Genomic DNA, 14,654 nt, shown 5'->3' with positions numbered 1-14,654 from the left:
CCCGAATCAAAAAAGAAGCCGTCCAAGGTTTCCCTTGAACGGCTGGTCGAGCCCCCTTGCTCCCCCTGAACTCTTGACTGAAGTGCTGCCGATCGCCGCAAAACGACCGCTTCTGGAGTGGTTTTGGTGTGCCACAGGGCTGGCAGGCGCGCAACGTAAACCAGTTGTTAACCTTAACCGCCCCGACCCGTGAACAAGTATTAACGATGCTGGCACGCATCCTGCTCCGCAACGCATGTAGGTCTTCGGAGGGCGCCCTTCTGTTCACCGATGGGACATCAGAAGACAGAATGCGCGGAGCAGCATTAGCATGAACCAGACCGGATCGATCACGCTGTTCCATTATTGGAACCGGTTGCGTGACGGACGCCCTGCCCCGAAGCGCTCGGAAGTCGAACCGGCCGACATCAAGTCGCTGCTGGCCGACACGTTCATCCTGGAAAAGGACACGCGCGGTGAAGCGGTGTTCCGGCTGGCCGGCACCAGGCTTTGCGCAGTCTATGGCCGCGAACTCAAGGGGTTTTCATTCCCTTCGCTGTGGCGCGAAAAGGACCAGCGGCTGATCTCGAAGCTGACCGATGGCGTCTTCGACCTGAAATCGGCGGCCCTCATTACCTATGAGGGTTTCAGCCGCAATGGCCGCTCCAACAGGTTCGAGCTGCTCGCGCTGCCGCTCGACGGCGGGGTCGAGAGCCCGCGCTGCCTCGGCGTGATAAGCGCCGTCGAAAAGCCCTTCTGGCTGGGCGCGGACCCGGTTTTCGACGCGTTGATCGATTCGATCCGTGTCGTCGATCCCGACAAGGAGCCGATGTTCCTGAAGAACCGGCCGGCGATAGAGGTTCCCTCGCTCGCCCCGTCGGAATTCGACCCGCCCGAGACGATTTCGGCGCTCGGCCAGGCCCGCCGCATCCGTCACCTGGTCGTCTTCGACGGCGGACGCGAGGAATGATGCCCAAAGCTTAAAGCAACAGCGCCGGGTTTTCCCCTTTGTTAACCTGCTTTGTTGTAGTTTTCCGCTGAAATTCCCCGCATCCATGCGCGGAATGCCGAACGGGGTATGGCAGTGATGAGGTCAGCGGCGGTCGACCATGCACCGTCCCAAGCTGAAAGGCGTAACTTTCAGCGCGTCCGCGTGAAGATTTACGGACGCTTCATGCTGGAAGACCGCACCGAACATCCCTGCCAGGTAGTCGACATGTCGCCCGGCAACGTTTCGCTGCGCACCGAGCGCGCCGGCCTGGCTGGCGAAAAGGTCATTGCCTATATCGATCATATCGGACGCATCGAGGGCGTCATTACCCGCACTTTGCAGGATGGCTTTGCGATGACCGTCATCGCGTCGGAGCGCAAGAGGGACAAGCTCGCCGCGCAACTGACCTGGCTTGCCAACAAGCACGAGCTCGACCTGCCGGAAGACCGTCGCCACGAACGCGTCGCGCCGCGCAACCCGACGAGCGTGCTGCAGCTTGCCGACGGACGCCAGTACCAGTGCCGCATCATCGACCTGTCGCTGTCGGGCGCGGCGATCGAGATCGACGTCAAGCCGGCCATCGGCGTCCAGGTGACGCTGGGCACCATGCGCGGCCAGGTGGTGCGCCATTTCGAAGATGGCATCGCCATTGAGTTCGCCGTCATCCAGCGGCCCGAAACGCTCGATACCGAATTCAGCTCACCGCGCGGCTGACGCGGAAGCGCTAGCGCCATCGGGAAGCGAGGCTGGCGATCCTTCGCGCCCTCCGTCCCGCCATCCTAGCTGTTCGAACGGTGCCACGAAACAAAGGAACGCACCCGGCTAGAATCCATAAACAATTCTATACTCAATTGCATCAAATTTTATGTTTATTCTATTGCTGTTTTACTTAATGTCTACTTCGCGCTTTTGTGTCAAATAAATCCAGCCGTGTCATTGTCTCCTCAAACGGGGAGACTGAATAATGAACAGGATGAGGGGCAAGCTGTTGCTGGCGGCAATAGCGATGCAGCTTTTCGGCTGGGGGACTGCAAACGCGGCGGAGCCGGCCTTCATGCACACCGGCGGCCGCACCACACAGCCGGTCGGTCACTACGAATTGTGCCAGCAGTTTCCGCGGGAATGCAATCAGAGGACGCTTGACCGGGCACCCGTCGAGCTCACCCGAAAGCTGTGGGCGACGATCGTCAAGATCAACAATTCGGTCAACAGCAAGGTCGCGCCGCGCACCGACATGGAAATGTGGGGCAAGGAGGAAGTCTGGTCCTTTCCCAATAACGGCTTCGGCGACTGCGAGGACTATGCGCTGGAAAAGCGCCGCGAGCTGATGAGCATCGGCGTGCCGGCCGGCGATCTGCTGATGACGGTCGTGCGCCAGCGCAACGGCGACGGCCATGCTGTGCTGACCGTGCGCACCAGTCTTGGCGAGTTCATCCTCGACAATCTCCAACCCAAGGTGCTGTCCTGGACCAATACCGGCTACACCTACCTGAAGCGCCAGTCCGAGCGGAATTCCGGCGCCTGGGTGACGATCAACGACGGCCGCTCCGACGCGGTCGCCAGCGTCCGTTGAGGACGCCAAGGCATGTCGCCCAAAAGCGCGTAGCGGTTTTGGGATAACGACATGCATAAAACAGAGGTTAAGTGCGTCGCATGACTTCGCGCTTTAGGAGAAACCCGGTCGAGTCCCCACCCTCCCCGTCCCCAACGACCGGGTTTAGGAGCCGGCCCCGTCCCCGGGCCGGCTCCACCATTTCCGGCGGAACAACATCTCGATACAGTTATCTCGGTTTTGCCTCCAACTGCGCTTCGTCATCCAAGCTGTCTCACGATCGTTTGTGGGATACGGGCTGCCGTTTGCCGTCGAAACGCTGTTACTTGCCCCTGATACGGAACGCCTCGACAAAGGCGGAAAACGCCGGAGATGGATGGCGTCGGCTTGGATAGTACAGGTGGTAACCCTGGAACGTCGGGCACCATTTGGTCAGGACTTCCTGAAGAAGGCCACTCTCAATGTGTGGCAGGACGAGTTCGCGCGGTAGATAGGCCAAGCCCACTCCGTCAAGCGCGGCCTGGATCGCCGGCCCCATGTTGTTAAGCGTCAGTTGCCCCTCGACCCGAGCACTGAACTCGCGCGCTCCTTCCCGCAATTCCCATGCATAGACCGATCCTGACGTCGGCAGCCGGTAGTTGATGCAGTTATGGTCGGTCAGCTCCTGCGGCGTCTGCGGCGGTGTCCGGTGGGCGAAGTAACGGGGTGAGCCGACGACAGTGTAGGTCACGTCGGCTCCGATGCGCACGGCTACCATGTCCCGGGCAATGGACTCGCCCAGCCGAACACCGGCGTCGAACTGGCGCTCGACGATGTTGGTGAAGGCGTTATCGACCACCAGCTCGACATTGATATCAGGGAAGTCGCTCAGGAACTTTGGTAGCCGGGCGCGGAAGACAATGTCGACCGAATCGTCGGTGCACACCAGGCGAATGTTGCCGGACGGCCTTTCGCGCAGGACGCCGAGAGCGCTGACCTCAGCCGCGATGCCTTCGAAATGCGGTTCGATGCCTTCCTTGAGGCGTTGACCGGCCGCCGTCGGGGCCACGTCGCGGGTGGTGCGAGACAGAAGACGGACGCCAAGCCGCGACTCCAGCGACTTGATGGTGTGGCTAAGTGCCGAAGGAGTGACGCCGAGCTTGGCGGCTGCTCGGGTGAAGCTCCGCCAGAACAACGGACCATTCGCCGAACGTGCTTTTTGCAATGACGCCCGGTAAAGCGGCGTCGGTCCTTCCCCATTGTGCCATGATACCCCCTGCCCTCCGTTCAGCGCATGGCGGGTTTGAACCGATCCACACGTCGCGCTTATTTACTCCTGTATCGTTGCAAAACCGCTAAGGACCCCAGCTTCAGGCGCAATGGTCGCTTTGGGAGCCGTCCATCAAAGCGGATGCTCGGCATAAAACTCCAGCACGCGCTGCTTGAAGGTCTTGTCGCCGACCGCCAGCATATGGTCGCGGCCTTCGATGTGAAAGGCCCTGGCGTTGGGCATCAAGGCGGCGAGCTTATCCGGCGAGCCGCCGATGTCGTCCTTGGTGCCGACGGCGATCAGCGTCGGCTGGGCAATGCGGGCAATGTCGGCCTCGCTCAGCAATTCGCGCGAGGTGGCGATGCAGGCGGCGAGCGCCCGGCGATCACTGCGGGTCTGATCGGCGAAGGCGCGGAACGAGCGGCCGCGCGGATCGCTGGTGCCTGCCGGATCGTCGGCCAGAAGGGCGTCGGCTATCGGATCCCAGTCGCCGACGCCGTCGACCATGCCGATGCCGAGACCGCCGAAGACCAGCGTCGCCACCTTGTCCGGGTCGGAGAGCGCCAGGAACGCCGATATGCGCGCGCCCATCGAATAACCCATGACATGGGCGCGTTCGATGCCGAGATGGTTCAAAAGCGCTGCCGCGTCGGACGCCATTTTTGCCGGCGTGTAGTCGGCTTCGTCATAGCTCTTCGACGACGAGCCATGGCCGCGATTGTCGAAGGCGATCGCACGGTAGCCGGCATCGTTCAGCGTCTTGAACCAGCCGGGCGACACCCAGTTGATGTAATGGCTCGAGGCAAAGCCGTGGATCATCAGCACCGGATCGCCCTGCCCTGACGCCGGTTGGCGATCAAGGAAAGCAAGGTCGAAACCATCATGGGAGAAGAACTGCATCGGCCGAAGATCCTGCCCGTTCGTTCAGTCGGAATCGACACTCGGCGCGTCGCCCTTGTCGGGCGGCGGCATGGCCGGCCCCGGCGCCGTGCCGATGGCCGGATGGCGCAGCAGGTCGCCGTCCTTAATGCCCTTTTTGGCGGCGGTGCCTGCCTTGAGCTCGAGCACGAAGCGCACCGGTTCGTCCGGCGAGATGATCGCCTCCGACTGCGGCTCGCCCTGCTCGATCGCCCGGATCCGGCCGTCCTGGCCGACGAAGATCAGGTCGAGCGGCATCGGCGTGTTCTTCATCCAGAAGCTCACATCCTGCGGCGCACCGAACACGAACAGCATGCCGTGATTGTCGGCCATGTGCCGGCGGAACATCAGGCCGGCCTCGCGCTCGGCGGGCGTGTCGGCAATTTCGACGGAGAAAGAACGCTCGCCGGCCTTCGTCACCGCGACCAGCGGCGCCGGGTCGACGGGAAGGATCATCGCCTTGCCGTCGGCCGAACTCGGTTGCTGAAAATAGAAGAACGCACTTGCGGCGACGATGAGGAAAATCCCGGCGCAGAGCGCGCCCGCCGTCAGCCGGTTCCTGTGAGCCATATGAAATCCTCGACCGGAACTAATGCGAGACCGGCAAGGTACCCATATCGGGGTGAATTTCGGCAGCCATAAGGCCTTTGTCGCCGCGCCCGAAGCGGACCAGCACCACCTGGCCCGGGCGGAGTTCGGTGATGCCGTAGCGGCGCAGCGTCTCCATGTGGACGAAAATGTCCTCGGTGCCCTCGCCCCTGGTCAGAAAGCCGAACCCTTTGGTGCGGTTGAACCATTTCACCAGCGCCCGTTCGAGGCCGCTTTCCGGCGTCACCGCGACATGGGTGCGCTGCTCCTGCATCTCCGCCGGATGGATCGCCGTGGTGACATCCATCGAGAGCACGCGGAAGGCCTGCAGCCCGCGCTCGCCCTGCTTGACCAGGCAGACGACACGGGCGCCTTCAAGCGCGGTCTGAAAACCGTCCTTTCGAAGGCATGTCACATGGAGGAGGATGTCGCCCGAAGTACCATCATCGGGAAGGATGAAACCGTAGCCCTTGGCCACGTCGAACCATTTGATGGCGCCGGCGATTTCGACGAGATCGGCCGTATCGGCGCTCTCATCCCGCTTCAACGCATCGCTACCGGCCCCGTCCCGCCCCATGAAAGAGGCCTTTTCCCCCATAAGAACGCCCCCTTTTTTCAAGAAACACTGCAACTGATTCTTGGTATCAGATTAACACCGCGGCTTCCGGTGTGTGCAAGACCTGACGTGCCTTTTTTCACGGTTCCGTACAGGAATAGCGGATTTGCCGTTTGCCGGCGCTGGCAAGCGTGGCCGATTGCCCTTTGGCCGGGCCGCCCCTATGGTGCGCCGCAACGCAACATAAGGAGGAAATCATGCGCTATCTGCACACCATGGTCCGCATCGCCGACATCGATGCTTCGCTCGATTTCTACTGCAACAAGCTTGGTCTCAAGGAAGTGCGTCGCCATGAAAACGAGCAGGGCCGCTACACGCTGATCTTCCTCGCCGCGACCGAAGACGAGCAGAGCGGCATCTCCGAAAAGGCGCCGCTGATCGAGCTGACCTACAATTGGGACCCGGAAGACTACAAAGGCGGCCGCAATTTCGGCCATCTTGCCTATGAGGTCGACGACATCTACGCCACCTGCCAGCGGCTGATGGACAATGGCGTTACCATCAACCGGCCGCCGCGCGACGGCAACATGGCGTTCGTCAAATCGCCGGACGGCATCTCGATCGAGCTGTTGCAGAAAGGCCCGGCCAAGCCGAAGGCCGAGCCGTGGGCGTCGATGCCGAACACCGGCAGCTGGTAGCCATCACGCCATCTTGAGCGGACGTCGGCGGGCCCTGGTTCGGTTTTCCCGTTCGCATTCCCAAGGAGAATTCATTCATGCCGGCCAGCCATGTCGACGTCGCCACCGAACATGCCAGCCGCTATCTGCAGCAGCTGTGCAAACATTGGGCGCACAAGTTTCCCGTCGAATTCGACCCGAACCACGGCACGATCGATCTGACACTCGGCCGCACGGTTCTCGATGCGGACCCGGCTGCGCTGCACATTGCGGTGATGACCGATGAAGCTGGCTCGCTCGAGCGCCTGGAAACGGTCGTCGCCGAGCACATCAAGCGCTTCGCCTTCCGTGAAGAGCTGGCATTCGACTGGAAACGCGCTCCGGCCGCGTAGAAGACCTGTCAAGCGCGGGCCTTGGCCATCTCGAGCAGCATCAGCACGGTGCGCCAGTTGCGCGCCGTGCAGTGCACCTTCAGAACGCGCGGGATGAGATTGGCAAAGACCGATTTGCCGAGGCCGTCGGGCGCATGCAGGTAGAGCACGTCGCCCTTGATCTCGAAGCGTTCGGGCCCGGTGCATTTTTCCGCCAGACGGGCCACCTCCTCGGCGGTCGGCCGGCGCTCCAGCGCATAGGCATGCAGCTTGGTCGGCTCGCCGGCCACTTCCGGATAGGGATTGTCCGCCGCCAGCCGCTCGAGCCAGCCGAGATCGCGCACCATGATGCGCGAATGGAAGCCCCATTTCTTCTCGAATTCCGCTTCCAGCCGCCTGATCAGCATCGCCGCATCGCCGTCTGGCGACCGGAATACGGCGTTGCCGCTCTGCACATAGGTGGCGATATCGGAGAAGCCGAGCTGCTCCAAGAATGACCTGAGCTCCGCCATCTTGACGATGCGGTTGCCGCCGACATTGATGCCGGAAAACAGCGCGATAAAAACGTTCGCCGGAGCGTTCGGAAGATCGTTGCTGCTCATATGATGAACCCGGCGAGCGTCTCGTTGTCGGTAATGTCCTGGTAGTGGACGCTTTCGGCGTCGAAATTCGCCTTAAGCAGGTCGAAATTGCGGCGGTCCTTGGTTTCGATGCCGATCAGCACCGAGCCGAAATTGCGCGCCGATTTCTTCAGATATTCGAAGCGGGCGATGTCGTCGTCAGGACCAAGCAATTCGAGGAAATCGCGCAACGCGCCGGGCCGCTGCGGAAAGCGGATGATGAAGTATTTCTTCAAGCCCTCGAAGCGCAGGGCCCGTTCCTTCACATCCGGCAGCCGCTCGAAATCGAAATTGCCGCCGGACACCACGGCGACGATGGTCTTGCCCCTGATTTCCTTTTTGGAAAAGTCCTTGAGCGCATCGATCGCCAGCGCACCGGCCGGCTCGAGCACGACGCCTTCGACATTGAGCATCTCGATCATGGTCGCGCAGAGCCGGTTTTCCGGGATCAGCCGCACTGCATCGGCAGCAAACTCCTTGAGGTGGCGCAACGGCTCGCGGCCGATCTCGGCTACCGCCGCTCCGTCGACGAAATTGTCGACCTTGGCGAGCTTGACCCGCTTTCCGGCGGCAAGGCTCTCGCTCAGGCTCGGGGCGCCGGCCGGCTCGCAAAAGACGAAACGTGTTTCACGCAGCTGGTCGGCGAAATAATGGGTGACGCCGGCGGCCAGTCCGCCGCCGCCGACCGGCAGCATGACGATATCAGCCATGCGCGCGCCGGGCATCTGGCCTGATATCTCGTAGGCGACGGTCGCCTGCCCCTCGATAATGTCCTTGTGGTCGAAAGGCGGCACCATATGCGCGCCGGCAGTTTCGGTGAATTCGAGTGCCGCGCGGTAGCAGTCGTCGAAAAAATCGCCGACCAGCCTGATCTCGACGAATTCGCCGCCGAACAGCCGCGTCTTGTCGATCTTCTGCTGCGGCGTGGTCACCGGCATGAAGACGACGCCCTTCTTGCCGAAATGGCGGCAGACGAAGGCAAAGCCTTGCGCATGATTGCCGGCCGAGGCGCAGACGAACAGCTCGGCAGCGTTGCCGGCGGCAAGCGTCTTGCGGAAGAAGTTGAAGGCGCCGCGGATCTTGTAGGAGCGCACCGGCGTCAGGTCCTCGCGCTTCAGCAGCACCCGCGCGCCGCTCTTCTTCGACAGATAGTCGTTTTCCTGCAGCGGCGTTTCCGGAAAGATCTCGCGGATCGCGGCAGCGGCGGCAGCGACGCGAGAGGAGAAACTGGTCATGGCAAGAGCACCCCACAGGCTAGCCGAATTCGGTCCCGCTATTGCATATCCGGCTTCACGAAGCCATTGTCCGGCCACCCTGAAAGGGTGTTCCCAAAACCTCGTTGGCCGTTAGGAGCGTCTGTTCATGCCTGTCGCATCGGTGGCCCAGAAAACCGTGTCGCTGCCGGAGTTCGGCGAACCGACGGTGATGCCGCTGGTCCCGCGCGCCACCTATGAGGCCCGCATCGCTGCACTGGTTGCACGCGGCGGCGAAGCGGGGTTCGACGCGTTCGTCGTCTATGGCGACCGCGAACATGCCGCCAATGTCGCCTATCTCTGCGGCTACGATCCGCGCTTCGAGGAGACGCTGCTGCTCATCGTTCCCGGCAAGCCGCCGAAACTGCTGGTCGGCAATGAGGGCTGGGGCTATGCCGAGATCTGCGACGGGCCGTACGAGCGCGTGCTCTACCAGACCTTTTCGCTGCCGGCGCAGCCGCGCGACCGCTCGCAGGCGCTTCCCAACATTCTTGCCGATTGCGGCCTGAAAGCCGGCCAGCGCATCGGCGCCATCGGCTGGAAACCGTTCGGCCCCGGCGATGTCGGTTTTGGTGAAACGACGCTCGACCTGCCGTCCTTCATCGCCGACACGCTACGCACGCTTGCCGGCGACAGGGGGGTGATCGTCAACGCCGCGAACCTTTTGATGAACCCTGCCGACGGCCTGCGCGCCATCAACGAGGCCGACCAGCTGGCCGCGTTCGAATTCGCCGCGACCTATTCCTCGCAAGGGCTGCGTAACGTCCTGCAAGGCATCGAACCCGGCATGACCGAATTGCAAGCGGCGCGGCTGATGGGCATCAACGGCCTGCCGCAATGCTGTCACCCGATGCTGTCGGCCGGCAGGCGCGCGGCCTATGGCCTGCCAAGCCCGCGCCTCGAAATCATCAAGCGCGGCGACCCGATCATCATGGCCTACGGCATCCATGGCTCGCTCAACGCCCGCGCCGGTTTTCTGGTCGAGGGCGCGGCCGAACTTCCAAGGGGCATCCAGGACTATGTCGAGAAACTGGTCGCGCCCTATTTCTGCGCCGTCGTCGACTGGTACGAGACGGTCGGCATCGGCGTTCCCGGCGGCGCGCTGTGGCAGGCGGTGCACGACCGGATCGGCGATCCGTTCTTCGGCGTGTCGCTCAATCCCGGCCATCTCATCCATATCGACGAATGGATGCATTCGCCGTCATTCTCCGGCTCCGACATCAGGTTGAGGTCGGGCATGGCCTTGCAGGTCGACATCATCCCGGCGACCGGCACCGATTATTTCACCACCAACATCGAGGACGGGATCGCGTTGGCAGACGACGCGCTGCGCGAAGAGATCGCCGCGCGCTATCCGAAGCCTGGCGCCGCATCGAGGCGCGCCGCGCCTTCATGACCGACGTGCTTGGCATAAGACTGAAGCCGGAAGTGCTGCCGTTTTCCAATATCCCGGCGTTCCTGCCGCCGTTCTGGCTTTCGCGCAACAGTGCGATGGCCGTCGCGAGGCACTGAGCGCATTTCGGCATCCGCGACTTACTTCTGCCGCACTTCGCCTGTCCGGGAGGGGCGGCGGAGGTGGATGGGCCTTTGGTCAGGCCGGAGTGGAATTGCTTAAGTGCCCTTGAAGACGATTTGCATCATTGTCCTTGCAGCGCTGCTCGCCGGCTGCGGCGGCCGCCAAACCGAGGAACTGCTCGGCAGCGCCATGATGGCGGTGCCGGTGACGGAAATCGCCGGCAACCACTCGATCTTCATCGCCACCACCCGCAAGCGCTCCGACGATCCCAACAAGGTCTTCGACGGCGAGCGGTCGGCGACGCTGAACTATGCCCGCGTCAACGTCACCGTCCCCGGCATCCACAAGACAGGCCAGATCGAGCGGCGCTCGCGCGGCAAGTCGGACGATCCGGCCAAATACTTCATGGCTTCCGAGGTCGTCGGATACGACACCCAGCCGAAATTCTCCAGCGCGCTCAGCGCCGACATCGCGGCGCGCGGCGGCCGCGTCATGGTCTTCGTCCACGGCTACAACACCGGCTTCGACGACGCGGTCTACCGCGTCACCCAGATCACCCATGATTCCGGCTATCCGGGCACGCCGGTGCTGTTTTCCTGGGCGTCGGGCGCCAAGACCACGGACTATGTCTACGACAAGGAAAGCGCCAGCGTTGCCCGCGACCAGCTCGAAGTGACGCTGAGAATGCTGGCGCAGACCGGCGCGCGGCGCATCGACATCGTTGCCCATTCGCTGGGGACCTGGGTCACCATGGAGGCGCTGCGCCAGCTCGCCATCACCGGCGACCGCGACCTAGGCGGCAAGCTCGGCGACGTCGTGCTGGCCTCGCCCGACATCGACGTCGACGTGTTCAAGAGCCAGATGCGCCGCTACGGCAAGCCGGACAAGCCGTTCATCCTGCTGCTCTCCGACGACGACCGGGCGCTCAGGCTGTCCGGCCTTATCGCCGGCGCGCGACCGCGCGTCGGCGACTACAAGGACGCCGCCGACCTCGCCAGCTATGGCGTGTCGGTCGTCGACCTCTCCAGCGTCAAGGGAGCCGACCGTTTCAACCACACCAAATTCGCCGACAATCCGGAATTGGTGCAGTTGATCGGCCAGAAGCTGCGCGAGGATGACGGGTTTGCCAGCGACCGCGAGGTGACCGACCGGATTGCCTCGGTCGGACAATAGCTGCATTGCGCGGCAGTCGTTGTTGACCATTGCCGCACCATCGGAACAGTTTGAACTGGACCGTGCCGGCCTCTGCCTCTATCGAATAGGCCAAGACGTCTCCGGCTCGACGTCGCCTTTGCGGGAGCCCGCGTGATCGTGCCTTCGAAGATCTTTCTCGTCGTTGCGTTCGCGCTCGCGCTGGCAGGCTGCGCCGGCCAGAACACGCACGATCTGCTCAACAAGACGACGATCATCGTGCCTGCTTCGGACATTGTGGCGACGCACAAGATCTTCGTCGCCACAACCCGGCAAAGGGCAACGAAGGAGCCCCGGCAGGTGTTCGACGGCGACCGTTCGCCGACCACCAGCTTTGCCAGCGTCGAGGTGACGGTGCCGAAGGTGCACCAGGTCGGCGCCATCGAACGGGTCAAGGGCTCGGCCAACAGCAATCCGGCGAAGGATTTCACGGCGACCGGCGTCACCTTCTACAAAGGCGCGCCGCAATTCGCCAAGGCTGTCGGCGCCGACATCGCCATGCGCGGCGACCGCGCGCTGGTTTTCGTGCACGGCTTCAACAACGGTTTTGACGACGGCATCTACCGGCTGACGCAGATCGCGCACGATACGAAATATCCGGGCACGCCGGTGCTGTTTTCGTGGGCGTCGAGCGGCAAGACGACCGGCTACATCTACGACAAGGAAAGCGCCAATGCGGCGCGCGACGATCTCGAAGCGACGCTGCGCATGCTCGCCAAGAGCCGCGCCAAGAGCATCGACATCATTGCCCATTCAATGGGGACCTGGGTGACGATGGAAGCGTTGCGGCAGCTTGCCATCACCGGCGACCGCGACCTCGGCGGCAAGCTCGGCTACGTCATCCTGGCTTCGCCCGACATCGACGTCGACGTGTTCAAGAAGCAGATGATCCGCTACGGCAAGCCCGACAAGCCGTTCGCCGTGCTGCTTTCGGGCGACGACCGGGCGCTCAGGCTGTCGACGCTGATCTCCGGCGACAAGCCGCGCGTTGGCGACTATGGCGACGCGGCCGACCTCGCCAGCTATGGCGTCTCGGTGGTCGACCTGACCAAGACCAAGGGCGGCGACCGGCTGAACCACGCCAAATTCGCCGACAACCCGTTCCTGGTGCAACTGCTCGGCGACCGCCTGCGCGCCCCGGCCGGCCTCGCCTCTGAAGAGACCGCGCCGGCCCAGCTCGACAATCTCGGCCAGGGCCTCGGCAAGGCCGTCGGCTCGGTCGCCGAAATCGTCATCACCACGCCGTTCAAGGTGCTGACCATCGCCACCGGCGGCTGAAGAAGCGCCCCGGCGGCGTTCAAACGAACAAATCAACCTTCTGGAAGGTCGTCACGTCGATCAGGCCGACGTCGGAAATCCTGAGCTCGGGGATCACGACCAGCGCCAGCAGCGAGTGCTGCATGTAGGCGTTGTTCAGCGAGCAGCCCATCTGGCGCATGGCGTCGCTGAGTTTGTCCGCCTTGGCGGCGACGATTTCCGCCCGCTCGTCCGACATCAGCCCGGCGATCGGCATTTCGACCAGCGCCAGTTCCTTGCCCTTGGAGAACAGCACGACGCCGCCGCCGACCTCGCCCAGCCGGTTCACCGCCAATGCCATGTCCTGCTTGTTGGTGCCAACGACGATGATGTGGTGGGCATCATGGGCCACGCTGGAGGCCATGGCGCAGTCGCCGATATAGCCGAAGCCGGAGACGAAGGCGTTGGTGACGCCGCCGGTGCCCTTGTGGCGTTCGACCAGCGCGATCTGGCAGACATCGTTGCGGCGATCCATGGCGACCAGCCCGTCCTCGACAGCAAGATCGGCCTCCAGCGCCCGCGTCGGCGCCTGGTTCTCGATGACGCCGATGACCCGCACCCGCACTTCGTTGGCGCCCATGGGTGCCGCGATCTCGAAATCGCCTGCCTTGAGCTTCTTGCCGAGCTTGACGGTGTTCTTCGCCGTCCGCGGATAATTGTAGGCTGGAATGTCGATTTCGAGTTTGCCGCCCTTGGCCAGCCTGACGCCGCGGCCATAGACCTCGTCGATGGTCATTTCGGCGAGGTCGGAGACGATCAGCAGATCGGCGAGCCGTCCCGGCGCTATCGAGCCGATCTCGCGCTCTAGCCGGAAATGCTGGGCGGTGTTGAGCGTCGCCATCTGGATCGCCGTCATCGGCTTCAAGCCCTGGCTGATGGCGTGGCGCACGACCCGATCCATATGGCCTTCGTGCACCAGCGTACCGGAGTGGCTGTCGTCGGTGCACAGGATGAAGTTGCGCGGGTCGAGCCCGCTCTCCGTCACCGCCTTGATCTGCGAGGCGACGTCATACCAGGCCGAGCCCAGCCGCAGCATCGCCTTCATGCCCTGGCGGACGCGGGCGATGGCATCCTCGGCGCGCGTGCCTTCATGATCGTCCTCGGCGCCGCCGGCGACATAGCCGTGGAACGGCAGGCCGAGATCGCGCGAGGCATAGTGCCCGCCGACAGTCTTGCCGGCCCTCACCGTCGCCGCGATCTCGCCCGACATCACCGGATCATTGGCGACGACGCCCGGAAAATTCATCACCTCGCCGAGCCCGACGATGTTCTCCCAGGTCATCGCCTCGGCAACATCGGCGACGGTCAGCTCAGCGCCGGCATGCTCCAGCCCCGGTGCCGACGGCACACAGGACGGCATCTGCACGTGCACGTTGACCGGCATGGCGACCGCCTCGTCATGCATCAGCCGCACGCCCGGCAGGCCGAGCACGTTGGCGATCTCATGCGGATCGATGAACATCGATGTGGTGCCGTGCGGGATCACCGCGCGGCAGAATTCCGTCACCGTCACCATGCCGCTCTCGACATGCATATGCGCGTCGCAAAGCCCCGGCACCAGATAGCGGCCGCCGGCATCGACCACCTTGGTGCCCTGGCCGATGGCGTGGCCGGCATTCGGCCCGCAATAGGCAAAGCGGCCGCCGGCGATGGCGATGTCGGTGCCGGCGATGATCTCGCCGGAATGAACGTTGACCCAGCGCCCGTTGCGGATGACGAGATCGGCGGGCTTGCGGCCCATGGCGACATCGACCAGATGCGTCGCCATCTCGGCCCAGGGTTTTGGTTTTGTCGTATTGGCGGTCTTCGGCATCAACAGGCTCCTCTTTGCCCGACTGTGCCAAGCCGCGAGGATTTTGACCAGCGAGGAAGTCAGCGCGGACGACGAAGTTGCAGA

At 63.1% G+C, this 14,654-nt stretch carries 15 protein-coding genes; 8 read left to right on the top strand and 7 right to left on the bottom strand.

From position 1 onward, the window contains the following. Positions 1-310: 310 nt before the first annotated feature. From NKJ72_RS13065 to NKJ72_RS13055, 3 genes are all read left to right on the top strand, one after another. A complete protein-coding gene (locus tag NKJ72_RS13065) occupies positions 311-949 on the top strand; it encodes a PAS domain-containing protein (protein WP_352477429.1) in 639 nt (212 codons plus the stop codon). Positions 950-1,066: 117 nt separating this feature from the next. After that, entirely contained in the window at positions 1,067-1,684 is a 618-nt protein-coding gene (locus tag NKJ72_RS13060; RefSeq protein ID WP_254817716.1) for a PilZ domain-containing protein, read from the top strand. Between the two features lie 259 nt (positions 1,685-1,943). After that, the gene (locus NKJ72_RS13055) at positions 1,944-2,543 is read left to right on the top strand and encodes a transglutaminase-like cysteine peptidase (protein WP_352477512.1); all 600 of its coding nucleotides are present in this window, start codon (positions 1,944-1,946) and stop codon (positions 2,541-2,543) included. Between the two features lie 301 nt (positions 2,544-2,844). On the opposite strand, the gene NKJ72_RS13050 is transcribed toward NKJ72_RS13055, so the two are convergent. The 4 genes from NKJ72_RS13050 to NKJ72_RS13035 form a co-directional block, all read right to left on the bottom strand. Continuing rightward, positions 2,845-3,696, bottom strand: a complete 852-nt coding sequence (locus NKJ72_RS13050; protein ID WP_352477427.1) for a LysR family transcriptional regulator — start codon at positions 3,694-3,696, stop codon at positions 2,845-2,847. Positions 3,697-3,903: 207 nt separating this feature from the next. Continuing rightward, complete coding sequence (locus tag NKJ72_RS13045) at positions 3,904-4,671, bottom strand: alpha/beta fold hydrolase (RefSeq protein ID WP_352477425.1); 768 nt, start codon at positions 4,669-4,671, stop codon at positions 3,904-3,906. Between the two features lie 24 nt (positions 4,672-4,695). Next, positions 4,696-5,259: a DUF192 domain-containing protein gene (locus NKJ72_RS13040; RefSeq protein WP_352477423.1), complete on the bottom strand. Its 564-nt coding sequence runs from the start codon at positions 5,257-5,259 to the stop codon at positions 4,696-4,698. A 19-nt stretch (positions 5,260-5,278) separates the two neighbouring features. Further along, the gene (locus NKJ72_RS13035) at positions 5,279-5,875 is read right to left on the bottom strand and encodes a cold-shock protein (RefSeq protein WP_502901847.1); all 597 of its coding nucleotides are present in this window, start codon (positions 5,873-5,875) and stop codon (positions 5,279-5,281) included. A 215-nt stretch (positions 5,876-6,090) separates the two neighbouring features. On the opposite strand from NKJ72_RS13035, the gene gloA reads away from it, so the two are divergent. Both gloA and NKJ72_RS13025 read left to right on the top strand, forming a co-directional pair. After that, positions 6,091-6,531, top strand: coding sequence for a lactoylglutathione lyase (gene gloA / locus NKJ72_RS13030; protein WP_254817704.1), 441 nt, complete (start codon positions 6,091-6,093; stop codon positions 6,529-6,531). Between the two features lie 77 nt (positions 6,532-6,608). Beyond that, a complete protein-coding gene (locus tag NKJ72_RS13025) occupies positions 6,609-6,902 on the top strand; it encodes a DUF2218 domain-containing protein (RefSeq protein ID WP_352477419.1) in 294 nt (97 codons plus the stop codon). A gap of 8 nt (positions 6,903-6,910) precedes the next feature. On the opposite strand, the gene NKJ72_RS13020 is transcribed toward NKJ72_RS13025, so the two are convergent. Together NKJ72_RS13020 and ilvA are read right to left on the bottom strand one after the other, a co-directional pair. Beyond that, a complete protein-coding gene (locus tag NKJ72_RS13020; protein ID WP_352477417.1) occupies positions 6,911-7,483 on the bottom strand; it encodes a DUF1697 domain-containing protein in 573 nt (190 codons plus the stop codon). Then, positions 7,480-8,736 (bottom strand): threonine ammonia-lyase IlvA, encoded by a 1,257-nt coding sequence (gene ilvA / locus NKJ72_RS13015; protein ID WP_352477415.1) that lies wholly within the window; start codon positions 8,734-8,736, stop codon positions 7,480-7,482. Before ilvA ends, NKJ72_RS13020 begins: the two co-directional genes overlap by 4 nt. Before the next feature lie 127 nt (positions 8,737-8,863). Between ilvA and NKJ72_RS13010 the strand changes: the two genes are divergently transcribed. The 3 genes from NKJ72_RS13010 to NKJ72_RS13000 all read left to right on the top strand — a co-directional run bounded on the left by NKJ72_RS13010 (position 8,864) and on the right by NKJ72_RS13000 (position 12,739). Continuing rightward, positions 8,864-10,150, top strand: coding sequence for an aminopeptidase P family N-terminal domain-containing protein (locus NKJ72_RS13010; RefSeq protein WP_352477413.1), 1,287 nt, complete (start codon positions 8,864-8,866; stop codon positions 10,148-10,150). 219 nt (positions 10,151-10,369) lie between these two features. Continuing rightward, on the top strand, positions 10,370-11,443 hold the full coding sequence (locus NKJ72_RS13005) for an alpha/beta hydrolase (RefSeq protein WP_254817699.1): 1,074 nt from the start codon (positions 10,370-10,372) through the stop codon (positions 11,441-11,443). Between the two features lie 132 nt (positions 11,444-11,575). Continuing rightward, positions 11,576-12,739, top strand: a complete 1,164-nt coding sequence (locus tag NKJ72_RS13000) for an alpha/beta hydrolase (protein ID WP_352477410.1) — start codon at positions 11,576-11,578, stop codon at positions 12,737-12,739. A gap of 19 nt (positions 12,740-12,758) precedes the next feature. On the opposite strand, the gene ade is transcribed toward NKJ72_RS13000, so the two are convergent. Next, positions 12,759-14,570 carry an adenine deaminase gene (ade, locus tag NKJ72_RS12995; protein ID WP_352477408.1) on the bottom strand — a complete coding sequence of 604 codons (1,812 nt, stop codon included), beginning with the start codon at positions 14,568-14,570 and terminating at the stop codon, positions 12,759-12,761. Between the last annotated feature and the right edge of the window lie 84 nt (positions 14,571-14,654).

The sequence above is a fragment of the Mesorhizobium sp. M0045 genome (assembly GCF_040323385.1).
Lineage (GTDB): Bacteria > Pseudomonadota > Alphaproteobacteria > Rhizobiales > Rhizobiaceae > Mesorhizobium.
Note: the sequence above shows the minus strand (reverse complement) of the source record. Positions and strands in the feature narration are given on the sequence as shown.